21 protein-coding genes and 3 pseudogenes are annotated in these 24,394 nt (G+C 65.9%); 10 read left to right on the plus strand and 14 right to left on the minus strand.

Features of this window, described 5'->3' with window-relative positions:
- Nucleotides 1-86: 86 nt before the first annotated feature.
- The 5 genes and pseudogenes from NVV99_RS27310 to NVV99_RS24750 form a co-directional block, all read left to right on the plus strand.
- Nucleotides 87-173 (plus strand): annotated as a pseudogene (locus NVV99_RS27310) (restriction endonuclease subunit S); the annotation flags it as partial.
- Nucleotides 174-182: 9 nt separating this feature from the next.
- A complete protein-coding gene (locus NVV99_RS24735; protein ID WP_260783171.1) occupies nt 183-1,112 on the plus strand; it encodes a hypothetical protein in 930 nt (309 codons plus the stop codon).
- Between the two features lie 68 nt (nt 1,113-1,180).
- Nucleotides 1,181-2,050, plus strand: a complete 870-nt coding sequence (locus NVV99_RS24740) for a hypothetical protein (protein ID WP_231782134.1) — start codon at nt 1,181-1,183, stop codon at nt 2,048-2,050.
- Nucleotides 2,040-2,780 (plus strand): HIRAN domain-containing protein, encoded by a 741-nt coding sequence (locus NVV99_RS24745; protein WP_231782133.1) that lies wholly within the window; start codon nt 2,040-2,042, stop codon nt 2,778-2,780. The genes NVV99_RS24740 and NVV99_RS24745 overlap by 11 nt, the downstream gene beginning before the upstream one ends.
- A gap of 64 nt (nt 2,781-2,844) precedes the next feature.
- Nucleotides 2,845-4,359: a class I SAM-dependent DNA methyltransferase gene (locus NVV99_RS24750; protein WP_231782132.1), complete on the plus strand. Its 1,515-nt coding sequence runs from the start codon at nt 2,845-2,847 to the stop codon at nt 4,357-4,359.
- Between the two features lie 637 nt (nt 4,360-4,996).
- Here the strand turns inward: NVV99_RS24750 and NVV99_RS24755 are convergent.
- The 3 genes and pseudogenes from NVV99_RS24755 to NVV99_RS24765 form a co-directional block, all read right to left on the minus strand.
- A pseudogene (locus tag NVV99_RS24755) lies at nt 4,997-5,218 on the minus strand (hypothetical protein); the annotation flags it as partial.
- Between the two features lie 13 nt (nt 5,219-5,231).
- Entirely contained in the window at nt 5,232-6,377 is a 1,146-nt protein-coding gene (locus NVV99_RS24760; RefSeq protein ID WP_231782131.1) for a hypothetical protein, read from the minus strand.
- Between the two features lie 4 nt (nt 6,378-6,381).
- Nucleotides 6,382-8,556 (minus strand): AAA family ATPase, encoded by a 2,175-nt coding sequence (locus NVV99_RS24765; protein ID WP_231782130.1) that lies wholly within the window; start codon nt 8,554-8,556, stop codon nt 6,382-6,384.
- Between the two features lie 478 nt (nt 8,557-9,034).
- Between NVV99_RS24765 and NVV99_RS24770 the strand changes: the two genes are divergently transcribed.
- Nucleotides 9,035-9,706, plus strand: a complete 672-nt coding sequence (locus NVV99_RS24770) for a hypothetical protein (protein WP_231782129.1) — start codon at nt 9,035-9,037, stop codon at nt 9,704-9,706.
- Nucleotides 9,703-10,548, plus strand: coding sequence for a hypothetical protein (locus tag NVV99_RS24775; RefSeq protein ID WP_231782128.1), 846 nt, complete (start codon nt 9,703-9,705; stop codon nt 10,546-10,548). Before NVV99_RS24770 ends, NVV99_RS24775 begins: the two co-directional genes overlap by 4 nt.
- A gap of 404 nt (nt 10,549-10,952) precedes the next feature.
- On the opposite strand, the gene NVV99_RS24780 is transcribed toward NVV99_RS24775, so the two are convergent.
- Nucleotides 10,953-11,816, minus strand: a complete 864-nt coding sequence (locus NVV99_RS24780; RefSeq protein ID WP_231782127.1) for a hypothetical protein — start codon at nt 11,814-11,816, stop codon at nt 10,953-10,955.
- A gap of 837 nt (nt 11,817-12,653) precedes the next feature.
- On the opposite strand from NVV99_RS24780, the gene NVV99_RS24785 reads away from it, so the two are divergent.
- A complete protein-coding gene (locus NVV99_RS24785; protein ID WP_231782160.1) occupies nt 12,654-12,845 on the plus strand; it encodes a hypothetical protein in 192 nt (63 codons plus the stop codon).
- 220 nt (nt 12,846-13,065) lie between these two features.
- Nucleotides 13,066-13,254 (plus strand): hypothetical protein, encoded by a 189-nt coding sequence (locus NVV99_RS24790; RefSeq protein ID WP_231782159.1) that lies wholly within the window; start codon nt 13,066-13,068, stop codon nt 13,252-13,254.
- Between the two features lie 88 nt (nt 13,255-13,342).
- On the opposite strand, the gene NVV99_RS24795 is transcribed toward NVV99_RS24790, so the two are convergent.
- The 4 genes from NVV99_RS24795 to NVV99_RS24810 form a co-directional block, all read right to left on the minus strand.
- Nucleotides 13,343-13,888 (minus strand): hypothetical protein, encoded by a 546-nt coding sequence (locus NVV99_RS24795; protein ID WP_260783172.1) that lies wholly within the window; start codon nt 13,886-13,888, stop codon nt 13,343-13,345.
- 330 nt (nt 13,889-14,218) lie between these two features.
- Nucleotides 14,219-14,836, minus strand: coding sequence for a recombinase family protein (locus NVV99_RS24800; protein ID WP_006553200.1), 618 nt, complete (start codon nt 14,834-14,836; stop codon nt 14,219-14,221).
- A gap of 128 nt (nt 14,837-14,964) precedes the next feature.
- Nucleotides 14,965-15,246 (minus strand): universal stress protein, encoded by a 282-nt coding sequence (locus tag NVV99_RS24805; RefSeq protein WP_225623914.1) that lies wholly within the window; start codon nt 15,244-15,246, stop codon nt 14,965-14,967.
- A 12-nt stretch (nt 15,247-15,258) separates the two neighbouring features.
- A complete protein-coding gene (locus NVV99_RS24810) occupies nt 15,259-16,830 on the minus strand; it encodes an MFS transporter (protein ID WP_039583601.1) in 1,572 nt (523 codons plus the stop codon).
- A gap of 129 nt (nt 16,831-16,959) precedes the next feature.
- Between NVV99_RS24810 and NVV99_RS24815 the strand changes: the two genes are divergently transcribed.
- Complete coding sequence (locus tag NVV99_RS24815) at nt 16,960-17,628, plus strand: TetR/AcrR family transcriptional regulator (RefSeq protein ID WP_039583585.1); 669 nt, start codon at nt 16,960-16,962, stop codon at nt 17,626-17,628.
- A 23-nt stretch (nt 17,629-17,651) separates the two neighbouring features.
- Here the strand turns inward: NVV99_RS24815 and NVV99_RS24820 are convergent, their stop codons facing one another.
- The 6 genes and pseudogenes from NVV99_RS24820 to NVV99_RS24845 all read right to left on the minus strand — a co-directional run.
- Nucleotides 17,652-20,666 (minus strand): Tn3 family transposase, encoded by a 3,015-nt coding sequence (locus NVV99_RS24820; RefSeq protein WP_039583599.1) that lies wholly within the window; start codon nt 20,664-20,666, stop codon nt 17,652-17,654.
- Between the two features lie 43 nt (nt 20,667-20,709).
- Nucleotides 20,710-20,976 (minus strand): hypothetical protein, encoded by a 267-nt coding sequence (locus tag NVV99_RS24825; protein WP_260783173.1) that lies wholly within the window; start codon nt 20,974-20,976, stop codon nt 20,710-20,712.
- Nucleotides 20,973-21,323 (minus strand): hypothetical protein, encoded by a 351-nt coding sequence (locus tag NVV99_RS24830; RefSeq protein WP_064061714.1) that lies wholly within the window; start codon nt 21,321-21,323, stop codon nt 20,973-20,975. Before NVV99_RS24830 ends, NVV99_RS24825 begins: the two co-directional genes overlap by 4 nt.
- Before the next feature lie 268 nt (nt 21,324-21,591).
- Nucleotides 21,592-22,545 (minus strand): Fic family protein, encoded by a 954-nt coding sequence (locus NVV99_RS24835; RefSeq protein WP_064061715.1) that lies wholly within the window; start codon nt 22,543-22,545, stop codon nt 21,592-21,594.
- A gap of 1 nt (nt 22,546) precedes the next feature.
- Nucleotides 22,547-22,735 carry a hypothetical protein gene (locus tag NVV99_RS24840; RefSeq protein ID WP_064061716.1) on the minus strand — a complete coding sequence of 63 codons (189 nt, stop codon included), beginning with the start codon at nt 22,733-22,735 and terminating at the stop codon, nt 22,547-22,549.
- Nucleotides 22,736-22,819: 84 nt separating this feature from the next.
- Nucleotides 22,820-24,394: pseudogene (locus tag NVV99_RS24845) on the minus strand (helicase); the annotation flags it as partial.

The following is a 24,394-nucleotide window of genomic DNA, read 5'->3' on the forward strand; positions in this document are numbered from 1 at the left end:
CCCACGTCCTCTTTTCACGCCACACCGTTCGGATGTCTTTGCTGTCGTCGGTGACTCTCTGGTGAGAAAACCTCACTGTCAAACATCTCTCGTCAAGAACCATTGCTCAGATTCCCATCCCACTCCCACCACTCCCTGAGCAGCACCGCATCGTCGAGGCTCTCGAGGACCACCTCTCTCGCATGGATGCGGCGGAGCAGTCACTCTCGACTGCGGCACAACGACTTTCACCACTTCGAAGGTCTGCGGTCCAGATTGCCTTGGCTCAAGAACTCGACGGTAAAGAGGAGCATTCCGCTGCTCGGCGCCTTGAACGCATCCTCACGGACCGCGCAGCCTTGGCAAGCAAACGTCGGATTAAGCCAGCAAATCCCGCGTATGAACTCGATCTTCCACCTGGATGGGTAACCGCATCCGTCGACCAGCTGTGCTGGGACATTCAATACGGGACGTCCTCGAAGACCGGCGAACTGAGAACCGGCTCCGATGTGCCCGTGCTGCGCATGGGCAACATCCAGGACGGCGACATCGACCCGCACAACCTGAAATACCTCCCGAAGGAGGACCCGTCGATTGACGGTTTGCTACTCGAACCTGGCGATCTCTTGTTCAATCGAACGAATAGCGCTGAGCTTGTGGGGAAGACCGCAGTTTTCAGTGACCAGCTCGAACAAGCAACTTTTGCCTCGTACCTCATCCGGTGCCGCCCGGTGCCTGGTGTGAACGCACAGTGGATTTCACACATCGCAAACAGCCCGATAGGCCGCCGTTACATCAACTCCGTGATGTCCCAGCAGGTCGGGCAGGCGAACGTCAACGGAACAAAACTCGCCGCTATGCCTATCCCAATCGCACCTCAAACCGTAGAGGCGAAGATTCTGGACGAGATCTCCGAGACCCGAGCTTCCTCTACACGACTGGGTAGCTCGATCGAAGAGGCGAAGGCGCGCTCGGCCGCACTCCGCCGCTCTCTGCTCCGCGCTGCCTTCAACGGCGAACTCGTCGACCAGGACCCCACCGACGAGCCTGCCGACGTCGCGCTCGCGAAGATCCGCGATCAGCAGTCAGGCGCCGCCCCACGTCGCCGACGGAAAGTAGTGGCTGCGAAATGACCTGCTCCGCACGCTCCTGCGGGTAAGCCATGGGCCACGAATGGCGGGTCGAGGAGGTCAGCGACTGGATGATGACACCAGATTCCGATCAGCCGCGAACCACCGACGAACCACTGGGCACGAAGGAGAAGTTCTGGGTCAGCGCGCCCGACGGAGGCCACTACCTGTTCAAGTACGCCCGGGTCCGTCACGGTCGCACGATGGGCGAGGACTGGGTCGAGTGGGCAGTCCACGAACTGGCCACAATGCTGTCGGTGCCCACCGCCACCGCTATTCCCGCGCTGCACAACGGTCGGCGAGGGGTGCTGTCACTCTCCGTGCTGGTACCGGGTGATCGCCTGATTCACGGGAACGAACTTCTCGCCCGCGCTGATCCGGAGTACGACTCCCAGGTTGCACGCCAGAATCCTCGCTACACGGTCGAAGCGGTGCACAACGCCCTCCGTGGAGTCGCCTCGCCGAGTTCCTGTCGATCACCGATCCGGACAGCGTTCGACGCCTGGGCCGGCTATCTGATGCTCGACGCTTGGGTCGCCGGTCGAGACCGTCATCACGAGAACTGGGCGGCGATCGAACACGCCGGAGAACTCCGGCTCGCACCGTCCTTCGACCATGGGAACGCCCTCGGATTCCAGGAGCCGGAGTCAACGGTCGAGGCACTCGCTGAGGGCAGTGAGTCGCTGGCACGGTGGGCGAGACGCGGTCGCAGCCATCACTTCGGCGACAAACCTAGTCTTGTCCATCTCGCTTCCACCGCACTCGACTTCACCGGCGCCGAGGTCCGCGAGTACTGGCTCGGCATGCTGGCCGACGTCACCAATCGCGACATCGAGTCCGTGCTCGCGAGCATTCCCACGGAATACGTGTCGGAGGCAGGGCGTACCTTCAGGGAGAAGTTGCTTCACCTCAATCGGGAAAGGATCCTCCATGGCGACTGATGCGCTGTCACGTGTGGTCCCCGTCTCTGATGTTGATGTTGAGGTGTCGCGGCGTCTGTTCCTCATCTGGCAGAACCCCGAATCGCGGCAGTTCATGCGAGTAGGGGTTCTGTGCGAACTCGCCGACGGACGGTACGCCTTCGCGTACACCGACGATGCGCGCGCCGCTGCAGACTTTTATCCGCTCACCCAGTTTCCCGACGTGGACCGCACCTACGTCTCGACCGGCCTGCCCGCGTTCTTCGTGAACCGGTTGATGTCGCGCAAACGCGACTCGTTTCCTGGCTATTTGCGTTCCTTGGGCATCGACTCCCCCGACTTGGACACCCCCATGGAGCTGCTCGCTCGCACCGGTGGCCCGCGAGCGACCGACACCTTCCACCTGGTCGACGACCTGGTGGCTGATGCCGATGGCGTCGTCACCAGTCGCTTTCTCGCCTCCGGTGTCCGCTACCTCGACGCGGACGGCGCACGTTTGGCCTGCCTCAAAGACGGGGAGCGGCTGCAGCTGCGATCCGAACCCGACAACCCGGTGAACGAGCGCGCGCAGCTTATCTGCGTCGGCAGTGGTGAGCCTGTGGGGTATGTCCCGGACTGGCTGCTCGCCGATCTCGAAGATCTTCAGGCCCGCGCGGGCCGGATCGAGATTGTCGCCGAGCGGGTAAGCCCGGACGCACAACCACACCTACGTCTGCTCTGCCGGATCGAGGCGCGGGTTTCGCCACGCTGACATTGCTGCTGATGAATGAGATCCGGGACCGTGGTCCCAATCGCTCACCGGCTACCCTCGACCGGTGAGCAACACCGCTGAACTGCGCCGCCTTGTCGACAAACTCTGGAGCTACTGCGACGTCCTGCGAGATGCCGGCGTCTCCGCGATCGACTACGTGGAGCAACTCAGCTTCCTGTTATTCCTGAAGATGGCGGACGAGCGCCAGAAGAACTTCATGAACCCGGTACAGATCCTGCCGAAAGACCTCGACATCTCCTGGGACCGTCTCGCGGAACTCGACGGCGTCGCGCTTGAGGAGGAGTACCGCCGAATCCTGAGTGAGCTCGGAAAAGAGACCACCAACCTCGGTGTCGTCTTCCGTAAGGCACAGAACCGGATCCAGGAACCTGCTCTGCTGCGCAAGCTCGTGGTGGACCTGATAGGGTCCGAGAATTGGTCGAGTATCGGCGGGGACCTCAACGGCGATGCCTACGAGGGGCTGCTGCAGAAGTCCGCCTCGGACGTCAAGTCCGGCGCGGGTCAGTACTTCACCCCTCGCACCCTGATCCACACCATAGTGAACGTGATGCGCCCGACGCCGGCGGACACCATCGTCGACCCCGCGTGCGGAACAGGCGGGTTCCTGCTGGCCGCAGTCGAGTACCTCAGCGCCCATCACGGTGACTCCATCACCCCTGAGCAACGGACCGCGCTGAGCGAGGGCCGGACCGTCCGCGGCGTCGAACTGGTTGACGGCACCGCTCGGCTCGCGACAATGAACATGTTCTTGCACGGTATTGGGCAAGCCACCGGCGACCCGGTAATCGATGTGCACGATGCACTAGCGACGAAGCCCACCCGCTCCGCCTCGATGGTGCTGGCCAATCCGCCGTTCGGAAAGAAGTCGTCGATCACCGTCGTCGGTGACGACGGCCGAGCCGAGCGTGAGGATGTCGCCTACAACCGTCAGGACTTCTGGGTCACGACCACCAACAAGCAGCTCAACTTCGTCCAGCACATCGCGTCGCTCCTCGCAATCGACGGTCGCGCCGCGGTGGTCGTGCCGGACAACGTGCTGTTCGAGGGCGGCGCCGGCGAGACCATTCGCCGGCGGCTGCTCAAGGAGTACGACGTCCACACTCTGCTGCGTCTGCCGACGGGCATCTTCTATGCAGGCGGGGTCAAGGCGAACGTGCTGTTCTTCGACCGTAAACAAGCCCGGCCCAGCCAGCCGTGGACGGACAAGCTGTGGGTGTACGACTTCCGCACCGGCGAGCACTTCACACTCAAGCAGCGACCGCTGCGCGACGAGCACCTCGCCCCGTTCGTCGAGGCGTTCAACGCCGACGATCGATCCGCTCGGGTCGAGTCCGAGCGGTTCAAGCCCTACTCGTACGACGAGTTGGTCGCTCGGGACAAGGCGAATCTCGACATCACGTGGCTCAAGGACCCGTCACTGACCGATGCCGACGATGGGGTACCGCCGGAGATCATCGCGCAGGAGATCGTTGACGATCTGAGCGCCGCGCTCGCCGAGTTCTCTGCTGTCGCCGACGCGTTGGCGGCTCGCGCCGCCGAGGTCGCCGATCGGGGCTGATCCATCGAGTCCCTCAGTACTGCGAGGCGGACGGCGCCCGTGACATCCCAAGGAAGTCGAGCACGCGGGTTCCTCGAGGACACCTATTGGTGGCGTCCGGCATTGCGCTCAGTGCAACGTCAGAGCTGCGCTGACTGCGACCTCGGGAAGAAGTTGTGTACGCGGCGGCACGATGAATGTGCAGGGATTGACCTGACATAAGAGCCGCTATCGGCGGTTCTCGTACCGGCGCAGGTCCTCGTACCTGCCTTCACGACGATCGCGGAACTGGGCCCGGATCTCGAAAGCCTCCGAGGTGTCGCTCGCCAGCAAGAGAGCGATCATGTTCTCGAGGTGGTGCAGAGTCGCACTTTCCGCCGCGGCTGTGTCGATGTTGCGCTTCCACCGGGCCCGGGATTCCAACTTGGTTCAGAGATCGTCGCTTCGTCGACATACGCCTGATCCGGCTGTCCGCCGCCGAATCCCGGTTCATCAAGGGGGCCGTACTTGCCGTTCAGATACCGTCGCAGGGTCCGGCCGTCGTCGACGGTCATCGCGATGAACCGAGGCACGTCCACCGCAGACAGCAAGCCACGCGGGCCGTCGAGGACGACACGGAGTCGGCACCGGTAACCGAGAGAGCTTCGTGGCGCTTTGTCGTGGCCAGTTTCGGGGCGGGGTTCGCGGCCCCGGATTTGATCCTCGAGGTGGTGATCGTGATCTTCTCTGCCAGCAGCAGTTGCGGCAGGCCGGTCTGTTCGACCAGCGTCATGACCGGCACCACGCCGCCGTACGACACGAGGCGGTCGTCGTCGAACATCGCAGATTCCGCACCGGAAGTGTCTTTCTCGAACCGGACCGATCGTTGCCTGAAGAACATCCATCATCCCAGTTCAGAGGGCACTTTCCGTATGTCGGCACGCCGTGACCCCACGGTGGTCGTCGGCGGAGTCAGAATGAGGGATCGCAGGAGCGCTGGATAGGGAGATAGCTCGCATCAGGTGCTCGGTGATGACCTCACCGGAGGCACGCAGGTCGACGGTGGCACATCGGATCCGATGCCCTTGGATGACCACTTCTTCGTCGAAGTACCCGTCGACGACGGGATGGAGCAGGAGGCCTTCGGCGTGACGGTGCTCGTCGCTCTGTTCCTGCTGGGACATCAGATAGGCGTAGATCTGATACAGATACGCGCTGCTCAAGGTGGTGGTCCGGTAGTTTCCGGCGTGGGTGATGGCCGTGAACTTGGTGTCGATGACCGCCCGCCGCCGAATTTTCCCGCCCGGACGTAGCGGTGCGCGCAGGGTGATGTCGGTGTACATCCCGGGCAGCACCGGTTGCATACCGTCGGAGATCCGCTCGATGCTCCAGCTCAACCGGGTGCCGTGTTCCACCGTCCATCCTCGAGGTTCGAGAGTGTGGCGGTAGAAGCCGTAGACGGCGTGTTCGAACAGTTTACGTAGGTAGTGGTCCGAATCGTCGGGGGCGACGGTGACGAAGTCGTCCTCGCCGGGATCGGGAATCGACATGGTCAGCAGAAGTTCGGCGAGGGAAAGCATCCGATGGTCGCGGGCGAGCAGTCGCTGCCGGCGCAGTGACGGCACGATGTCCGGCCGCGGGGCAGGTCCGCTCACTCCCGCCGCTTCCAGCTGCAACGCCAAGGATCGGTACCGGGGACGATCCGGGATCCATGTGGCGGCGGCGCGCAGCGCGGCGCGGACGAGTCGATTGGCTGCGGTGTCGGTGACCAGGGTGTCGTATCGGCATCGCACCTGTCCCCGTTCGAGGAGTCGGTGGCGAGTGGCGCCGAGGACATCGATCCGGCCCCGAACCCGAGTCAGGTCCGACACCGTGCGGGTGAAGCCCACGGACAGGCCGGTGTGCAGCCTGTGTTCGACTTCGTCGGCCAGCATCCGGGCGACGAGCTGGGGCAGGGCCTCCGCGATCTGTTCCGCACCGGCGAATTCGTGGCCGTGATGCCGGCAGAGATCGGAAGCGAACAACTGCAGAAGCCACAGGTTGCGGACCGGGATCTTCATCGCATCACAGCTCGCGCAGTGTGGTGAGCACGTCGTCGACCGTGTCGGGGCGATCGAACCAGTACTCCTCGAGAAGCGGTGTGATCTCGGTCTGCACCACCCGGTCGAGCCATTGGCGTGTCGTCAGGGTCACCGGGGCGTGCGAGGGACCGGGGGTGACGAAGCTGTGCCCGAGACGGAACTGCCGGCCCAGTCCCCGATCTTCGGCGATCCGGATGTTCAGCTCCTGCATGCGCGCCCCGAAGCGTTCGAGGGTTTCCAGGTCGTGGCCCAGTCCGCTGACGTATTCGGTCCAGGCGCTGCCGAACTGGGGTTCGAGTTCGACGAAGGCGAAGCGGCGGCGCAGAGCCATATCCACCAGAGCCAGGGACCGGTCGGCGAGGTTCATCGTGCCGATGACATACAGATTCGGGGGGATGTGGAAGCGCTCGTCGCCGTGGCGGGGATAGGCCAGGCGCATGGCGTTGTCCGGGTTGCGTTTGTCCGCCTCGAGAAGGGTCAACAGCTCGCCGAAGATCTGTGCCGGGTTCCCCCGGTTGATCTCTTCGATCACCAGCACATGACTGTCGTCGGGGCGATCATCGGCGTGTCGGCACAGCTCCAGGAACGGTCCGTCCGCCAGCTCGAGGCGACCTCCGGCCGCCGGGCGCCATCCGCGCACGAAGTCTTCGTAGGACAGGGAGGGGTGGAATTGGAGGACGCTGACACGGTCACTGCCCCGCTCGTTGCAGATCGTCCACGCCAGCCGTCGTGCCAGCCAGGTCTTTCCGGTGCCCGGCGGGCCTTGCAGGATCAGGTTCTTCTTCGCCAGCAGGCGTTCCTGGATCGTGTCGAGTTCGGGGCGCGGGATGAAACACCCGTCTTCGACGATGGAGTCGAGGGTGTAGATGTCCCCCGCGATGGGGTCGCTGTCGGACGCCACCGACAAGGTGGTGTCATGCGGTTCGGCGCTGGGTTCGTGTTTGATGTTCGCGTAGCGCCAGGCGGCGGCGGACAACTCGGGGATCGAGGTGAACGGCGTGCTGTCGTCGCCGACCCACGTCTGGATCTGTTCGGTGTTCGCCAGGAACTGTTCCCCGTCGATCTTCGATCGCAGCGCCAGTGTCGTGGCGAACTCGGGATACTGTGCGGTCAGGAACCCGGCGTTGACCTGATCGTAGGCAGCGAAGGTTTCGGGACGGATCCAGTAGATCCCCATGGACAGTTGCCGGGTGTTTCCGCGGGCGGCCGCGTCGAAGGCGGCCACCAGTCGTTCGCGGGTGTTCTCGTTGCCGGCGGCGGCGTAGGCGATGGCCGCATCGGCCAAGTCCCACAAATGGTCGACTTCACCGGGGCTGCGTTCGTTTTCGTAGCGGATGAACCACGAGTTCCAGTTGTTGACCACCGGTATTCCGGCGAACGAGGCCGGTGCTGCAGCGGTGATCTCGAAGACGGTCCGGTAGCTCGATGCGATCCGGGCGCGGGCCGAGTCGGTGATACCGCGGTTGAACGGGCCGAAGACGGTGAACGGATCGATGTCGCGGAGCGCTCCGCGCGAGCCGTCCGCACGTAGTTCGGTGCGCAGATAGCGGAAGTACCGCTCGAGGCCGGGTGTTTCGGCGACCGTCCACACGCACTCGAGCAGTCCGTGTCGATCGTCGCGGAACGTCCGAATCGTGTCAGCGAGTTCCTGGTAGAACGGCACCCAGGTGAAGTCGTCCTGCTCGGTCACCGGGCGTGGTTCGTCGATGAGTCGGGCGATCTCGTCTGCGGCGGTGGTGAGGGTGAACAATGACAAAGCCGCGCTGATCTGGTTCTGCGCGGAGACCGACAGTTCGTCGCGCGGAATCCCGGTCGCGAGCCAGTCGACCGGGCGCCAGTGCCGATACTGGTCGGCCTCGGGATGGAACTCGTACCCACCGCGGATCCGGCCGATGTTGATCGTCCGCGTCGCCCGGTCCGGACACACCACGACATCTCCCGCACCAACGGCATGCACGAACCGGTAGAGGGTGCCGGCCCAGGACGCCACCGACTCCGGCCTGCCCGGAAAGGCGCTAGCTACCGCTTCCTTGAACGCGTCCCTCGTCGGGTCCAGCAGCGCGAGATCTCCGAGTTCGTCCCAGCCCAGGCGCACCGCTCCATCGGCCACCGGGTCGATACTCGGCTGGTCGTTGTGAATCCCCCAGAACTCCGTCACATCTCGCACCGTAGATCACACTCGGCCGCGGCTGCCGTAAGCACGTTCGACGCGTCCGACCTGCCAGGGCGGCAACGCATCAGACGTCGAACTGGGCCCCAATACTGCAGACTGTGACCAACATCACAATAACTTGGAGAGTTGGCGCTCTCGAGGGGATCGGTGAGCCGTCGCATCGCTGGCGCCGACCTGTCGACGTGGCGCTCCGGACGGACTCGCCGGGGAGCGTCGCTGCTGGTCGCCGAATTTTCTAATTAATTGGAGCTTTCTCGCCCAAAAAGCATCATAAGTATTTGCGCCTTGACATGGGATTTTGCTGCCAACACAAAAACAGTTGCTACAACGGCAAAATTTTCAAATGTGTTGCTTCCCAGCCGCTTTCGTCAGTGGCGGGCCGGGATGGGGTGCGCTAGCGTCGTGTCTACCGGCGCCGCAACCATCAAGTTCCGCAACACCATTCGGATCGAGGATCACCATCATGAGTATTTCCCCGTCAGCCCGCCATGCCCTCAACCCCCGCCCCCAGTTGCGCCTGGTGCCCATCCCTGCCTCGCTGGCTCGGCCGATCGGATCCGCGCCCGTCCCGGACCGTGTCGATGTCTTCCTCGACATGGGGTACGTCATCCGCTCGGCACGCACAGCCTTCGGTTGGCGCGTGGGATCTCGCACCCCGGATCCCCTCACCACCGCCCGAGAGATCCTGGCGCTGCGATGCTGGCCCAGTGAGCTCGGCACCGTGCACGTCTTCGACGGCCTCCACGACCCGGCTCGTCGACCGCTCGACCATCATCGGATGCTCGCCTGGAAACGCCGGGTCGAAACCAGCGGCGAGGTGATCGTTCACCTGCGGCCCTTGCAGTACCTGCCCGACGGCGGGTTCCGGCAGAAGGAAGTCGACACCACCCTGGCGTTCGCCATGGACGATGCGGCTCGCTTCGGACGTGCCGAGGCGATCGTTGCGTTCACCGGCGACCGGGACCTGCTACCCGCGGCACGACGAGTAATCGCCGCCGACGTCCGCTTCGAATCCGCGTGCTGGGGACAGCGCGGCGGGATCTTCCTGCCAGACATGCGCACCTGGACCCATCGACTCGGCCGCGCCGCCTACGAACGCTGCACCGCCATCGGAGAATTCGGAGACGCCGCATGAGCATCTCGCACCCTCCGGTGGGGGAGCTGCTCGACGCGTTCGTCGGGCAGCTTCCTCACCCGCCCACCGCCGACCGCCGTATCGACCACACCGCCTGCATCGTCGCTGCCACCGTTGCCACCGTGCAGGCATCCTTGGATGCTCCGTTCGAGGCACTGCGCAGCGAAGCGCGCACCCGACTCGCTGACCATACTGCGCCGCTGCTGCCCGAACCCGACCTGGAGGTCACCTGCAGCACCACCCTGTTCATCCAGATCTGCACCACCGTGTCCGACGCTGCCCCGTTGATGACTCGCTGCCACCACAGATCGACATGGGCGGTACTGGCCGCCGCCGCGGCGGACCTGCACACCCTGACCCGCCTGGTGACCTCCCCGCTCGTCGACGCCGGCAGCATCCTGGCCGTCGATGCGCTGCACGCCGAGAACATACAGAGCGATCACATCGCGCAGATCCTCGGCGTGGACACACCCCCACACACACCACCAGTTGAATACCCGAGGAAGGACTCTCGGGACGGGAGTGGACGCTCGGTCGTGGACGAGCTGATCCGATCCGTGCGCGCCGCAGCCGACACCGAGGCCTGTCGCCTGCCCGCCCCGGCGGTCGATGTGCACGCCTCGCCGGACCGGATCGACTACCCCCACGACGAACCCACCATCATCGCCCAAGCGAGCCTTGCTTTCGACTTGCTCACGCACGCCACTGCCGTGCTGTGCGCGCAGCTGGCAGAGCTCTACTGCGACAACTCGTGGACCACCAGGGGGCAAGAGATCGCCGCCGCCATCGACGCGATGAAGAAGCGGGTGTGGCCCCAGGCACAGTCCGCATCCCGGGACTGATATCGCCTCCTTGCCCGGCCGCGATGGGATCACATTCGACCGACTTCGACCGGCAGGCAGTGCTGAGCGGCTCCTGCGGTGGCCGCGAACGGGACCCCGTCCGAGCGCGGGCGCTGCGAGATCCACGTCGAGACCGGGACTGGAACGGCGTCGACTACTACGGATTCGCCCCCGGTTGCGATCACGCAGGGCCGGCCGGACGCGGGTGGGCAGACGAAACCCCAGGGCTGTCTACGACGTCGCCGCCCTGGTCGACGATAAGTGAGTGCCTTGCCGCAGAACCCATCCCCGCCGCAAGGGGTACGGCGGGGATGGCCGGATCGAAGTATGCCAGGTCGACCCCGTCGGACGTCGAGGTCCGCAGCTCTGGGCAGCCGGGCGGTACAGGGACCCGGCCCGGGGGGTCACGGGCCGGCCGGGGGTGTGCGCAGGTCCTGGAGTTCGGCGCGCAGCTCGGCAACACGTTCGCGGGCGGCTTCGGCTTGCGCGTGTGCGGCGGCGGCGTCGGCGCGGGCGGTCTCGGCGCGGTCACGTTCGGCTGCCGCCGCTGTGCGGGCGGCGGTGAGTTCGGCGTCGAGCCGCCGGGTGTGTTCGGCTGCGGTGGCCGCCGCGGCGTCTTTCTCTGCGATCGCTCGGGTCAGCCGCTCGCGGTGCTCGTCGAGCTGCCCGGTGAGCAGCTCGATCCGGTGCTCGAAGCCGGCGATCTGCTCCCGGTGGGTCGCGGCGGCCTGATCGAGCTGCTGCTGCCAGCGGTCCTGTGCCGCGGCGTGGTCGGCCCGGGCTGCGGTGAGCTGGGCGAGGGCCTCGGTGGCCTCGGCGTCGGCGGCCGTGGCGGCGGCATCGGCGTCGGCGCGTTCGGTGCGAGCGGTATCGAGTTCGTCCCGCAGTGCCGCGATCTCGGCTGCGGCGTCGGCCCGGACCTTGTCGGCCTCGGCCTGCACGCGCCGTAGCTGTGCATCGATCGCCGCCGGGTCGGCGAGCAGATCGGTCGCGGTGGTGATCGACGACGCGATCGTCGTCAGCGTCTCGAGCATCGCCTGCGCTTCGCGGCGCAGCAGCGGTACCGCCTCGGCGAGGGTGCCGATCGCCGAAGTCGGATCGGTCGGCAGCGCATCCTGCTGTTGCTGGGCGCGGGCCTTGTCTTTCTGGCGCTGCCGCCAGGCCCGTACCCGCTCGGCGTCAGTGGCGTATTCGCGGCGCCGTCCCCCTCTGGCTTCCTCGGCCATGACCTCGCCCTCCCGACCCCGATGACGTTCCGTATCCGGCATCGTAACACTATTCGTAACGTACGTATCATGATACGTACGTTACGAATGGCAGGGAACGATGCTATGCCGATCGCTGCGAGGCGCGATGGCGTACCTCCCGAGGGGGTGTCTGCGGCCTCCGAGCACCTCGTCGGCCGCTCCCCGCCATGGACCCGGGGGGCGGCGGTGGCCACCGGCGACGTCATCGTTGCGAGGACGTGGTGGCAGCTTGGTCGATCCCCGGTCGCTCGAGGGGCAGGACAGTGCCGGCGGACCCCACTCCTCCCACGTCGTGGACGGCAGTGACCGCCGGCGAGGCGCGGTGTACAGGCCGGTGCGAGGGTGCCCGGCATCGGAGGTTCTTCCGGCTCTCGACGCCCGTTTTCCTGCGGAAACGATGCGGCAGGCCGATGCTTCCCGAAGTCCGCTCTCGCGTCCCTCCATCGACCTGCCGCCACCGACTATAACGCTTGATTCGAACTCATGTGCGAAAATCTGTGGTGTGGTGTCCTATGAACGCGCACCGAAACGGTGCCCGAACGGGCACCGACTGGGACCGCACCGGGTGGTGGTGGGATGGACACCGTGCACCTGTCCGACGGCGCTGCGCCCCTCGGGAGCGACCGGACACCGCACCTATCTGTGCATCGTCTGCGAGGCGGAGATCTTCGTTCCGCCGCATACGGGGCCGCTGTTCTCCGGGGTGCGGTGGCCGCCGAGACAGACGCAGGAGCAGCCACGGCCCGACTCGGGAGGTGAGTGAGCCGGCCGGATCACAGACAGGGCGACCCAGGGTCCAGAAAATTAGCTTCGCTAAATTGTGGTTTGAACTGAGAAAACGACACGTCCCGTTCTGTCGTGTCGATCGGAGACAGAACCACCATGAAGCCCGGCGATCAGGTGAAGGTCAGCGCACGCGGCACGTGCGTGTTCACCGTCGAAGACATCGATGAGGACGCCGGCATGGCCGTGATCGAGGTCAACGCCGACAGTCCGCTCACGTATCCGTGGCCGGCGCGCATCACCGATCTCGTGCCTGTCGAGGACTGACTCCGAGAGCGTTTCCTCGTGCCGCTCGCTTCCGCTTCACCTGTTTGGTACCGATCCCGTTTCCGCTACGGTGACCGCTGCAATCACCCGAGTTCCCCGACAGGTGAGTGATTCCCTGACGGGTCGAAGGATGGTCCCCGGCGCCCCCCGCCGGGGACCATCGCCTTTTCCGCTGCTGGGCTGCGCGTGCAGCGGACGACACAGTGTCTACTCTCGGCGCGTGGAGAACAGGACGCGAGCTCTCGGCGATGCCGCCGATACGATGAGCGACGATGAGCTCGAGACCGCGATTGCAGCTCTACACGCCCGCGAGCGGGAACGCCTCGTCGCCGGCGACAGCAAGGCGGCGTTCGGCCTGATGGGCACGAAGTTCGTGTTGTTGTCCACGCTGGAAGGTCGGCGGCGGTAGCCGACTGGCGCACAAGTTCTGTTTTTCCATTATTTCCGTCTGGTTCGGTATTCGCACGCCGGTCTGTGGAGGCAGATTCGTACAGCACTCATTGAGAGAGGTCGGGTCCGGCTTCTCGGGTCGGTCCGGTGTCAGGGGGAGCAGCGGACGTCGAGGGGTTCTCACCTCGGTTCTTGCTGTTGAGCATCTGCTCGACCGAGCGGGGATGGCCGAGGAGAGCGGCGGCGATGTCGGCGGCCACCGACGCCGGGAGATCGGAGGCAGGATTTTCCTCGCCCTGGGTCGCGGTGGGGTCGGCCAGACTGCTCAGCCAGTTCCGCGCTCGATCGAGGCAGAGATCCTTGTTCTCGGTGTAGGTCGGTGGCCACTCGATTCCGCTGTCGATGCGGGCGCGGATGTCGGCGGCTCGCACGAGTTGTTCTGCGACCAGGGCGGCGACGAATTCGTAGTCTTTCTCGCGGCCGGCGATCGTTTTCGACACGCACAGATCCACTGGGTCCAGGCACAATCCGGTTCGGCCGTAGAGGGTGGAGGTGTCGTCGTCGACGATGAAGTGGACGAGGCGGTGTTCCCAGTGTCGGGGCAGGACTACGACGTCTTTGTGGATGCCTTCGACGTAGAAACCGAAGGACATGTGGAAAGGCGAGCCCTCGCCGAGTCGGGCATCGAGGAGCAGCAGCTTGTCTTCGACGGCAGGTGGATCGGTGATCCCACTCAGGGGGGTAGCCGTAGCATTTGCCGAAAATCGGGCGGATATGGCGTAGTGCCCGGTCGGTGATCCGCTCGGCCTGTTGGGTCGAAACGATCGTCTGTCTCGCCACCGGCTCCTGGCGGGCGCGGCGTATCCGCCCAGCTCGCCGACGATCCGATTCGGGCCAGAACTCGTGTGGGACGTAAGGGCCCGCAACCCAAGGTTGTCAGGAAGTGCAAAGTAGCGGGATCCTGACGACAGGCTGGTGAATTCTCAGGCTCGTGGTGCAGCACTGCTGACGATGCGGTGGATGGTGGAGCGGCCGACGCTGTATTCCTCGGCCAGGTCCGCCAGGCTCGCGTCGTCGGCGGGGTCGTGGTAGCGGCGGTGGATTGTTTTCCGTGCCGTGAGAGGAAGTTTCGGCTGCTTGCCCTTGAGCCTGCCTTTCGCGCGGGCCTTGGCCATGCCCTCGCGGGTGCGTAGGTGGTTGAGGTTGGCCTCGAATTCGGCGACCATGGCCAAGGTTTGCAGGAAGAGCTTGCCGAACGGGTCGTTCCAGTCGTAGATCGAGCTCCCGAGTCCGAACAGCACCTCGCGCTCGCGCAGTTCGGTCAGGGTCTGGCCTGCTTCGGCCATGTTGCGTGCGAATCGGTCGAACTTCGGCGTGGTCAGCACTACCTGTCGCCCGTCGATGGCCGCCGCGGCGGAGGTGACGGCGGCGAGTGCGTTGTCGAGCCCGGCCCGGTTCTTGCGGGTGGTCCCGGAGAACCCTTTGTCGATGAAGATCCGCTCACGCGGCACTCCGAGCGCCAATAGCTGCTCGGTTTGGATCTCGACGTCTTGTTCGTCGGTGGAGCAGCGGCAGTATCCGACGCGGAACGGCTCACCCATGCCGAAAGTGTTCCAGATAGCGGGGGCTGACCGGCACAGTCAGCGGAACACCTCTACGGAACACCGGTGAGCTGGGCCGACGTTGGCTCTGCGTGGTGTTCCGGTGGCCGATCCGGTTACGGAACAGGTCAGGGGGTGTTATCGGTGTGTGGGGGTGTGTTGTGGGTGAGGGCGTGCTGGTGGGCGGTCCGCAGGATGGCCTCGGTGGGAGTGGTGCCGCGTAGCTGGTAGGCGTCGGGTCCGAGCCGGTCGAGGTCCGCCCCGAGCTCACGTGCGTCGATGGGGTGGCGGGCGCAGATGATCAGGAGCCGGGCGTGGGTGGCGTGGGCGAGTTCGGCGGCGTGGTCGACCACACGGTAGGAGCGGTCGGATCCGTCGGTGTCGACGATGATCGTGCGATAGGCCGTCATGACGGGCGTCTTTCACGAGAAGGGAGCGTGTTTTGCGGGGGAAATGGTCGAGATGTATCGGCGGCGTGGTGCGCGGCCGGGGGCCAGTACTGCCAGCACGATCGCCCCGACGGTGGTGAGGGCGGCCAGGGCGAGCGCGGCCTGGCCGCTGCCGTGCACGAACGCGGCCTTGGCGAACTCGGCCAGCGGTGCGGCCACCGGTCCGGCCTGGTCGGCGACCTGCAGCGCCGCGGCCAGGGAATCGGCGACCGGGCCGCGGGCGGGCTCGGGCAACTGGGGCAGGGCGGGCTGGATGCGGTGGGTGTAGCCGGCGGCCAGCACGCTGCCGGCCACGGCGATCCCGATCGCGGCGCCGATCTCGCGGGCGGCGTCGTTGACCGCGGCGGCGACCCCGTGTTTGGCCTCGGGGGTGTCGGCGACGATGGCATAGGTCGCCGGCGCGGTGCACAATCCCAGGCCCGCGCTCATGATCAGCAGCGGCCACAGCAGGTCGAGGTAGTGCGCGGCGAGTGTCAGCCGGCTCACCAGCACCAGCCCGGCGGCGATGGTGAGCAGGCCGGCCACGGTCATCACCCGTAACCCGACCAGGCTCGACAGCCACGGCGCGATCACCGAGATCACGACCAGCGGCACCACCATCGGCGCCAACGCCAGCGCCGAGGCCAGCGGCCCGTAACCGAAGACCAGCTGCAGGTACTGCACAAGCAGCAGGAATACCCCGAAGGTGACCAGGAACTGGATGGTCACCGACAGCGACCCGGCACCGAAACCACGGCGGGCGAACAACCGCACATCCAGCAGCGGCGCCGCCGAGCGCAGCTCGACGACCACGAAGGCCGCCGTCGCGGCCACGCCGACCCCGGCGGCGGCGGCGACGAGCGGGTCGGCCCAGCCGCGCGCGGGGAACTCGATCACGGCGAACACGATCGCCGCGACAGCGACCGCCACCGCCACCGCGCCCACCCAGTCCACCTGCGGATGCTCGCGCTGGCGGGACTCGGCGATGGTGCACGCCAACCCCGCCAGCACCGCCCCGGCCACGGTCAACCCTACGAACACCGATAGCCACGACCATCGTTCGAGCAGCACCCCGGCACCGAGAATCCCCAGTATCGCCCCGGATCCGGCGACCCCGGCCCATATCCCCACCGCCCGGCCGCGATGAGCGGGGGCGAACCCTGCAGTGAGGATCGACAGCGTCGAGGGCATCACCAGCGCGGCGCCTGCCCCGGCCAGCGCGCGCGTCGCGATCAACCAGGCCGGGTCGGACAGCAGCAGCGGCAGCGCCGAGGCGGCGGCGAACACCACCAACCCCACCACCAGCACCACGCGGCGCCCGTAACGGTCACCGACGGCGCCGGCGGGCAGCACCAGACACGCCAGCACCAGCGTGTAGCCGTCGACGATCCAGGTCAGCTGGGCTTGGGTGGCCCCGGTCGCAAGCGCGATCTGCGGCAACGCCGAATACAACGCCGCCATCGCCGCGACCACCAGCGCCACCGCCAGGCACGACACCGCCAGCATCCACCACTGGGCCCTGGTCCAGCGGGCGATCTCGACAGTGTCCGTTCCGGGTGTGGCCACCGGCACCTCCCCGACTTTGAAGACCAACGGTATCTGTACGAGACCATTCGTATCATAGTGGTTGGGGGGTGGGATAGAGTTCACCCATATCAAGAGTTCAACGACACGAATTCGGAGGAAGGCGCGTCCATGACCGACTCAGGCCCGGCGGCGACCGACCCGCTCGCCGCGGACGACGAGCAGGCCGATCCGCGACTGGCGCGCTCACGCAACCGGTTGCTCGACGCGGCCACCCATCTGCTGTCCACCGGCGGTGTCGAGGCGGTCACCGTCGAGGCGGTCACCCGCGTGTCGAAGGTCGCCCGCGCCACCCTCTACCGGCACTTCGGCAGCACCACCCAGCTGCTCGCGGCGACTTTCGAACGACTACTTCCCCAGGTCGACACACCGACCGGCACCGGGCCCGTGCGTGAGCGGCTCCTGGCGCTGCTCGCCAGCCAGGCCGACCTCATCGAACAGGCTCCGGTGCAGATGACCACCCTGGCCTGGCTGGCGATGGGTTCCATCGGCGAGGACCACCCCGACCCGGCCGCGGTCACCTCGCTGCGCGCGCGCGTCATCGAGCAGTACCGCCACCCGTTCGACCAGATCCTCACCAGTCCCGAGGCCCGCGCGATGCTCGGCGAGCTCGACACCACCTTCGCCATCATCGAACTCCTCGGCCCGATCGTGTTCGCCCGTCTCACCGGATTACGCAGCATCGACCACGACGACTGCACCCGGCTCGTCGACAACTTCCTCACCGCCCACCGAACACCCACGCCAGCAGACACCGCTATCGACATCGCCACGCCGTAACCACGGGCCCCGGTTCCGCGCGGTCAGAACAAGGTGTCGCGCACCCGCAGCGGCCGGTACCCGGTCGGGCCCAGCTGGGCCAGCTCGGCGTCGATGTCGACCTCGATCGCGCCGAAGAAGTTGATGTTGGCACTGTGGGCCGGGCTGATGTGGGCCAGGACCTCGTCATCGATACGCTGCCCGGTCCGGCGCATCTGCTCGACAGCGAACCCGTAATACTCTGTGGTCCAGGCGATCACAGCGTTGGTCGTCAAGGTCAGGCACCAGGCCTGCTCGGTCTGGTCCTCGAGGTGGCGCGCCCGGATCATCCCCTCATGGGCATAGAGCAGGTCGCGGCGCAGCGCGTGCAGCGACTCGCCCTTGTTGAGCTGCCGCGAGATCTTGCGCCGGTAGTCCGGATCGGAGAGGTATCTCGCGGCGTAAATGGTGCGCCGCAGCGCCCCGTACTCCTTGAGCGCCGCGGCCAGGGTGTTCTGCCGCCCCGACGCCGACAGCTTGCCGACCAACAGCGACGCGGTGGCGTGCCCGAACTTCAGCGATCCGGCCAACCGCAGCAGATCGTCCCAGTGCTCGGCGATCAAACCCAGGTTGGCCTTGCGGGTCATCAGCGGGCCCGCGTGCGGGAACCGGGCCTCGGCCTCGGCGCGCGGGCCCGGCCGGTACAGGGTGATCCGCCCCAGATCCCGGATCCGTGGCGAGAGCTGCATCCCGAGCAGGTCGAACAACCCGAAGTTGACCAGGGTGACCCCGTGGGTGTCGGTGGCGTGCTCGGTGATCGGCAGATCGGTGGCGTTGCCCAGGATCTCATCGAGCACGTAGTGGGCTTCGCGTTTGGTCGCCACGATGACCTTGGTGCCGTAGGTGGCGTGGGTGTCGCTGACATGGGTGTAGGTCGACAGGCCCTCGCTGGCGAAATAGCGGCTCAACGGCCGCGCCGTGGTCGACTTACCGCGCGTCGGGAAACGCTGCCCGTCGCTCGACGACAGTGTTCCGGCGCCGAACACCGCGGTCAGCGGCAGCCGCTGGTGGTAGCCGACCAGTACCAGGTTGGCCGCGCGCAGGGTCTCCTCGCGCACATACCACTCGTCGGTCCAGGCCAGGATGTCGTAGGTGATTCCGCACGCCTCGGCCATCCGGGTCAACCCCAGGTTCGTCGAGTGCGCCAGCAGTACCGCGATCAGGTTGCGTTTGAGCTCCGGCGTCCGGGTGGCCTGACCGCCGGCGTGGGTGAAGCAGTCCAGGTAGCCGGTGCGTTTGTCCAGCTCGATCAGCAGCGACACGATCGGCGCGAACGGCAGCATTTCGGTCAGCTCGGCCTTGAGCGTGATCGCCTCGGCGGGAACATCTTCCGCGCTCAGCGGCGAGATCACCAGATCCCCGCCCTCGTCCAGCCGGACCGGGCCGTCCCCGCCGGCCAGCACCTCCTCCAGCTCACCGAGAGCGTCGTGCAGTTCGGCGACCACGGTGGCCAGCGCGACGCCAGGATCGGCGGATCGCCCGACCAGGCCGCAGAACTCAACGCGTTGCGGTTCCCACTGCCCGGTGGTGAGCAGGTAGGCGGCCGGGTCGGCGTAACGGCGCGAGCCCGGCACGAACACATCCCCGCTGCGCAACCCGTCACGCAATCCGAGCAGCACACACAACTCCCAGTAGTGCCGATACGCGGTCGCGCTGCCGGATTTGCGGGCCTCGTCGAGGTAGCCGCGCCACTTCATCGGCACGAACCCGGTCGGGGCGTCATCGAAGACCTTGCGCCGCCCGGTCGCGTTCAACTCGCGCAGCATGTTCACCGCGATCAGCAACTCGGTCGCGGCGGTACCGCCGCAGAAGCGCACCGCTTCGAGCACCGCGGGGGTGAACTGACGCAGGTAGTTGTAGGAGGAATCCAACGCCGCCAGATGCCCGTGATCACGCGGCAACCTGGGCTTGGCCTGGGCGATCGCCGCGCGCAGGCGCTCCCACCCGATCTTCTCGCCGCGGATCAGCGCACCGATCTCCTCATCCGGAACGCCGGGGTCGGTGACGATTTCCAACAGATCGTCCAGCAGCGCCTGACGGTCCTCTCCAGTCTTTCCTCGTTCGGCCAGCCGCTGCTGCATCTTCCGTTCGGCAGCACCGAATTTCACCGAGATCGCCTGATCGAACAACGCCACGACCTCATCGAGGACATCGGTGCCGGACTGGGCCAGCACCGTGAGCAGGATCGGATACCGGCGTTGCGGATCCCGACGTTGCAGCGCTTGCGGACTCAGGCGCCGGCCCATCGTGGCCAAAAACCGGCGCCGCTCGGCGGGCAGCACCGACATATCCAGCCGATCAGCGCCCAACCCGCGCAGGAAACCCAGCTTGTCGACCTCGGCGCGGACCGCGGCCGCCGAGGCCTCCACCGGCCCGGTCGACAGCCACCGCAACCGCGAGATCCCCAGCGAAGCGTCGGTGACAAGCAAGCCGTCCAACTCCGCGCACCGCGCCGCAGTGAACTCGTGAGCGAGCCGGTCATAGGTTTCGGTCTGGGCCTGGTGGCGGGCGTGGGCGACCCGCTCGACCACGGTGACCGGGCCTGGCCGGATCACCTTCGCCGAGATCAGATACTCACACGCCAGCCGGAACAGCAGAGTCGGGGAATCGTGCTCCATCGCCCGCGCGAGCAGGAACTCATCGAGCTCCTTGAACTCGAGCGCACCGACCGCACGCCATCCCAGGTACCGCGCGGCCAGGCGCACATGCTCGGTGCGGGTCTTGGCTCGCCTGCCGTAGGCACCGATCACCACCGGATCCAACCGCAACTGCTCGGCGACACGAGCCACCGCCACCGGCGGAGCCGTGACCAGCCGATCCGGCACGAATCCCAGCCACGGCAGCGTACACAACGCGATCGCCAAGCCCAGCCGCTCGGCTGGGCCCCGGCCCCGGCCCGGATCCACGAACGCCAGATCCGCAGGCGTCAGCGTGAAGTACCGGAACAGCTCCTCGCGGCTGATCTCCGGGAATCCCCGCAGTCGTTCCAACTCCTCGTCCGCGAACATCCGCGTCGCCACGACCTCAGCCTCCACCAGCACCGACCAACATCATCATCGGCAGTCAAGCACCAACCAGTCGACAGTGCATGCCGAACTCGAAACCCCGTGCCCACCAGTCGGATACGCCAAATCCGCCCGATTTCCGGCGGATGCTACGGCTACCCCTCAGGGGCAGGATGTCGACTTCTCGCGAGAGGAAGGCGGCCGGAGGCAGGGCGGTGATGTCGAAGCTGCCGAGGATCGATTGGGAACCGAGCACGATCACGCGAGGTTCGTCGAGGTTGGCGCACGCGGCCTTGATCGCCCGTCCGAGTTCGTCCCGGTTCACCGCTGCGCAGTAGCTTTGAGTCTGGTTCTGAATTCGGTGAGGACGCGGCGACGTTCGTCATCGCTGAGCAGAACCGACAGGGGGGACAGGTTGCGCATTTCCCGGCTGGTGTCGTCGTCCGTCTCGACGATCCGGCGGATGTCATCGATGTCGTTGGTGCGGACGATCATGTCCCATCGGTCCAGGTAGCGCTCCATCAGTGGGCTCCGGTTCACCTGACGGCGGATCGTTTGCAGGCTGCGGCGCACCGGTTCGGTGTCGACCGACAGACCGGTGGTGATGATCTTGTCGAGCACGGCGGACTGCACGAGCTGCTGACGCACAGTCTTCGGTGTGACCACGCTCATCTGTACACCTCCTCGGCTCGAACCATCTGCGCCCCCTGCACGGATCGCTCTCATGATAGTGCGTGTATGCAGCAGTTTCACCCTGTTGTTGCTCGCTGCAACACTTTTGGGTGGTGCTCGGTGATGCACGGCGGGCCAGCGATGGCGGTCCACTTTCCTCTGCAGAACCCTGACCGGCAGGCGCGGCGGGGGGTGGATGCGCCATGTCGTAGATGCGAGTGTCGGTGGCGATGCTGCCGGCACCGCCAACCGCCGGTTACGTATCCGTCTAGAAGTCGAGGTCGAGGGTGGGTCGGCTGCGAGGCGCGTCCACGGGTGGAGTCACAGGACCCGGCGTGGAGGTATTGGCGGAGAAGTCGTGAACAGAGCGTGGGTGCGCGGACATGGCGGCGGTGATAGCGCGCAGATCAACACCGTGGTCGATGGCCGGACCGGCGGGAACAGGATCGACCACCTCGGTGATCGCCATGTCCAGCACGTCGCGCATCAGGCCGGTGTCGCCGTTCTGCATGTACTCGAAACGTCCCCAGACGAACTGCTCACGCAGGTCCCCGACCAGGGGGTTCTGCTTCAGCTCGGTCTTGCTGACGGCTTGGAAGCGATCGGTGTCGAGCCTGTAACCGGCTTCGGCGGACAGTTGCCGGAAAAAGGCGAATTGAGTACGGGTGTTGCCCTCACGAAATGGATGGACGAAGTTTATCCGCAGCCACACTGTGGTCAGTTCGCCGATGAAGTCGCTGCGGGCAAGTCCGCGCAGATTGTCTTTAACAGCGATGCGGTCGAGAACGACTTTAGCGGCCTGAGGGACTTCGCGGGCCTTGAAATACTTGTGCGGAATTTCGGTGACGCGGTTTTGCCCGTTGCGGATGGCGGCGACGTCCGGCCCCCACTTGACCATCGGCCAGTCCTGCGGGGCAGTGCGTAGTTGCCCGGCCCAAGGGTAGACGTCCTGAAACAGGTGGTAGTGAGTGCGCTGGAAGTGATCCAGGTCGTAGCGGCCCGGGAGGGGTCGTTCGGTCAGTTCCCGCATTCGCTGGTAAGACGCGATGCCTTCGGCGCGGTGCACGGTCTGGGCGTCCGGGAAGCCGTGCGGCCACCGGTCTGATTGCAGGACCAGGTTCTTCATCACGGCGCGGCTGATGTCGGGCATCTCGTCCGGGGTCCATTCGATCGTGTCGGGAATGAAGTAGTCCAGCCACTCTTGTGAATATCGCGGGGTCATTTCAGTCGATCTCGTAGCCGGCTTCGCGGGCGAGTATTTTGCTGATCTCTTCGAAGGTCTTGGTTCCCCGGATCAGATCAACCAACAGTTCCTTGTCGCCGTCGCTCATCTGGCGACCTTCGATCGCCATGATCGGTTCCATGTCGGCAATATCTGCGCGGGCTTCAGCTTCGGTGATGTGCGGGTCCACGGTGCCTTCCCTGGGGTGTGCGGTGATGGGGCAGGACCGGGATCGGTCCCTCCCCATCTGTGGTGTCGAGTGTGACGGTCGTGGTCAGACGGCGCGACCGTCGTCGTAGCCGCCCTCGTAACCGGCCTCGTACTGCCGCATCGGGTCGGTGTACTGCGGGCGCTCCGTCCCGGTGCGCGGATCGACGGGACGTAGCGGTCGAATGTCACTGGCCGCCCTCAATCCCTCTTCGAGGGTCTCGTCGAGCACATAGGTGCTCTCGGTGGCTGTCACCGCGTCGGTCGGTTCCACCACGGCATCGATCGGTTGGATAACCGCCTCGGTCGGCTCGACGACAGCATTGACTTTCTCGGAGATCTTCCGAGGAGTCACTTCGTCAACCATGCTGGCGGTCCCGGTGACCGCTGTGACGTCGAGGCTGTCACGGCGGGCGAAGCCGGCCCGGTGGATGGCTTCGCGGCTGATGTTCTGCTCGGCGGCGAACTTCTCGACCGCCCGTGCAGCGATACCGAATGCTTCGCTGCGGGTGTTCACGGCGTCACGTTCGACGTTGCCGCCCCCGTCCCAGACTTCGAGGTGCCATTGCCGATCGTCCCAGCGCACTCGCGCGCCGGGCCGGCCGCTGCCCGAGTCGAAGCCGTACTGCCAGATCGCTTCGGTGTCGTCGAGGGCCACCCACGGATCGGCCTTGCGGTTCGCCTCGCGCATCTCGGCGCCGTCGAGCCATTCTTGCCGGGCTGCGGCCATGCGCTCGGGCACCGAGGCGATGAGCTCGGCCTTGCTCATGTTCCGGTGTTCGGCCCACGCATCGGTCGGGTTCAGATCCAGAGTCCACTGCGGGTACTGCCCGTCCGCAGCCCGTCGCTGCTGGTCTTCGCGGACTCGGCGCAACGCCTCGGGAGAGTTCTCGCGGGCGTTGACTTCGAGCCGCAGTTCCTCGGCCCGCAGCTTCGCGGCCTCGAGTTCGGCCGTGTCGGTGAAGTCGAGTTCCGGCTCGGCCTCGGCCTCGGCGAGTCGGCGACGGTTGTGTTCGATCCGCGACTCGATGGTGGTGATGTGCCGGTCGGCGCGATCGGCGATCTTGCGGATGGTGGACAGCATTCCCTGCGCTCCGGTGGAGCGTTCGAGGACGTTGAAGAACCGATCCCGCTCGTACCAGGCGGTTTCCTCCCCGACGGTGACGGAGAACTGGCCGAGGATCTGGCTGTAGCCCAGGCTCAGCGGCACCCCGCCGATGACACCGAAAACCTGCTCGTCACTGCTGCGGGTCACCTCGTCTTTGAGCCGGATCAACGACCCTCGCAGGGCATCGGCCAGATCCGCAGTCTGCGAGTCGGGGATCGTGGCGTCGGGGAACGCCCACTTTTTCTGGGCACGGTCGTCGATGCCGCTCCAGGCGGCGAGCTTGCCGGCGACCTCCCGGACCTCGGGCAGCCGCTTCTCGTCGGCGGTGATCGACCGGCTCAGTGCCCGGATCGCAGCATTGCGGGCCGCATTGGCATTGAGCACCGCATCGCGACGGGCTTCGAGTTCGGCGACCTTCTGGTCGGCTTCGACTTGCTCGACGAACACCGGATCACCCGTGGCCGCGGCCTTGCTCTGCGCCCACGAGACGGTCAGGTCCCCGCCGATGTCGTCCATGGTGGGTGGCACATCGGC

The sequence above is a fragment of the Rhodococcus sp. PAE-6 genome, assembly GCF_025290685.1.
Taxonomy (GTDB): Bacteria; Actinomycetota; Actinomycetes; order Mycobacteriales; family Mycobacteriaceae; genus Rhodococcus; species Rhodococcus pyridinivorans.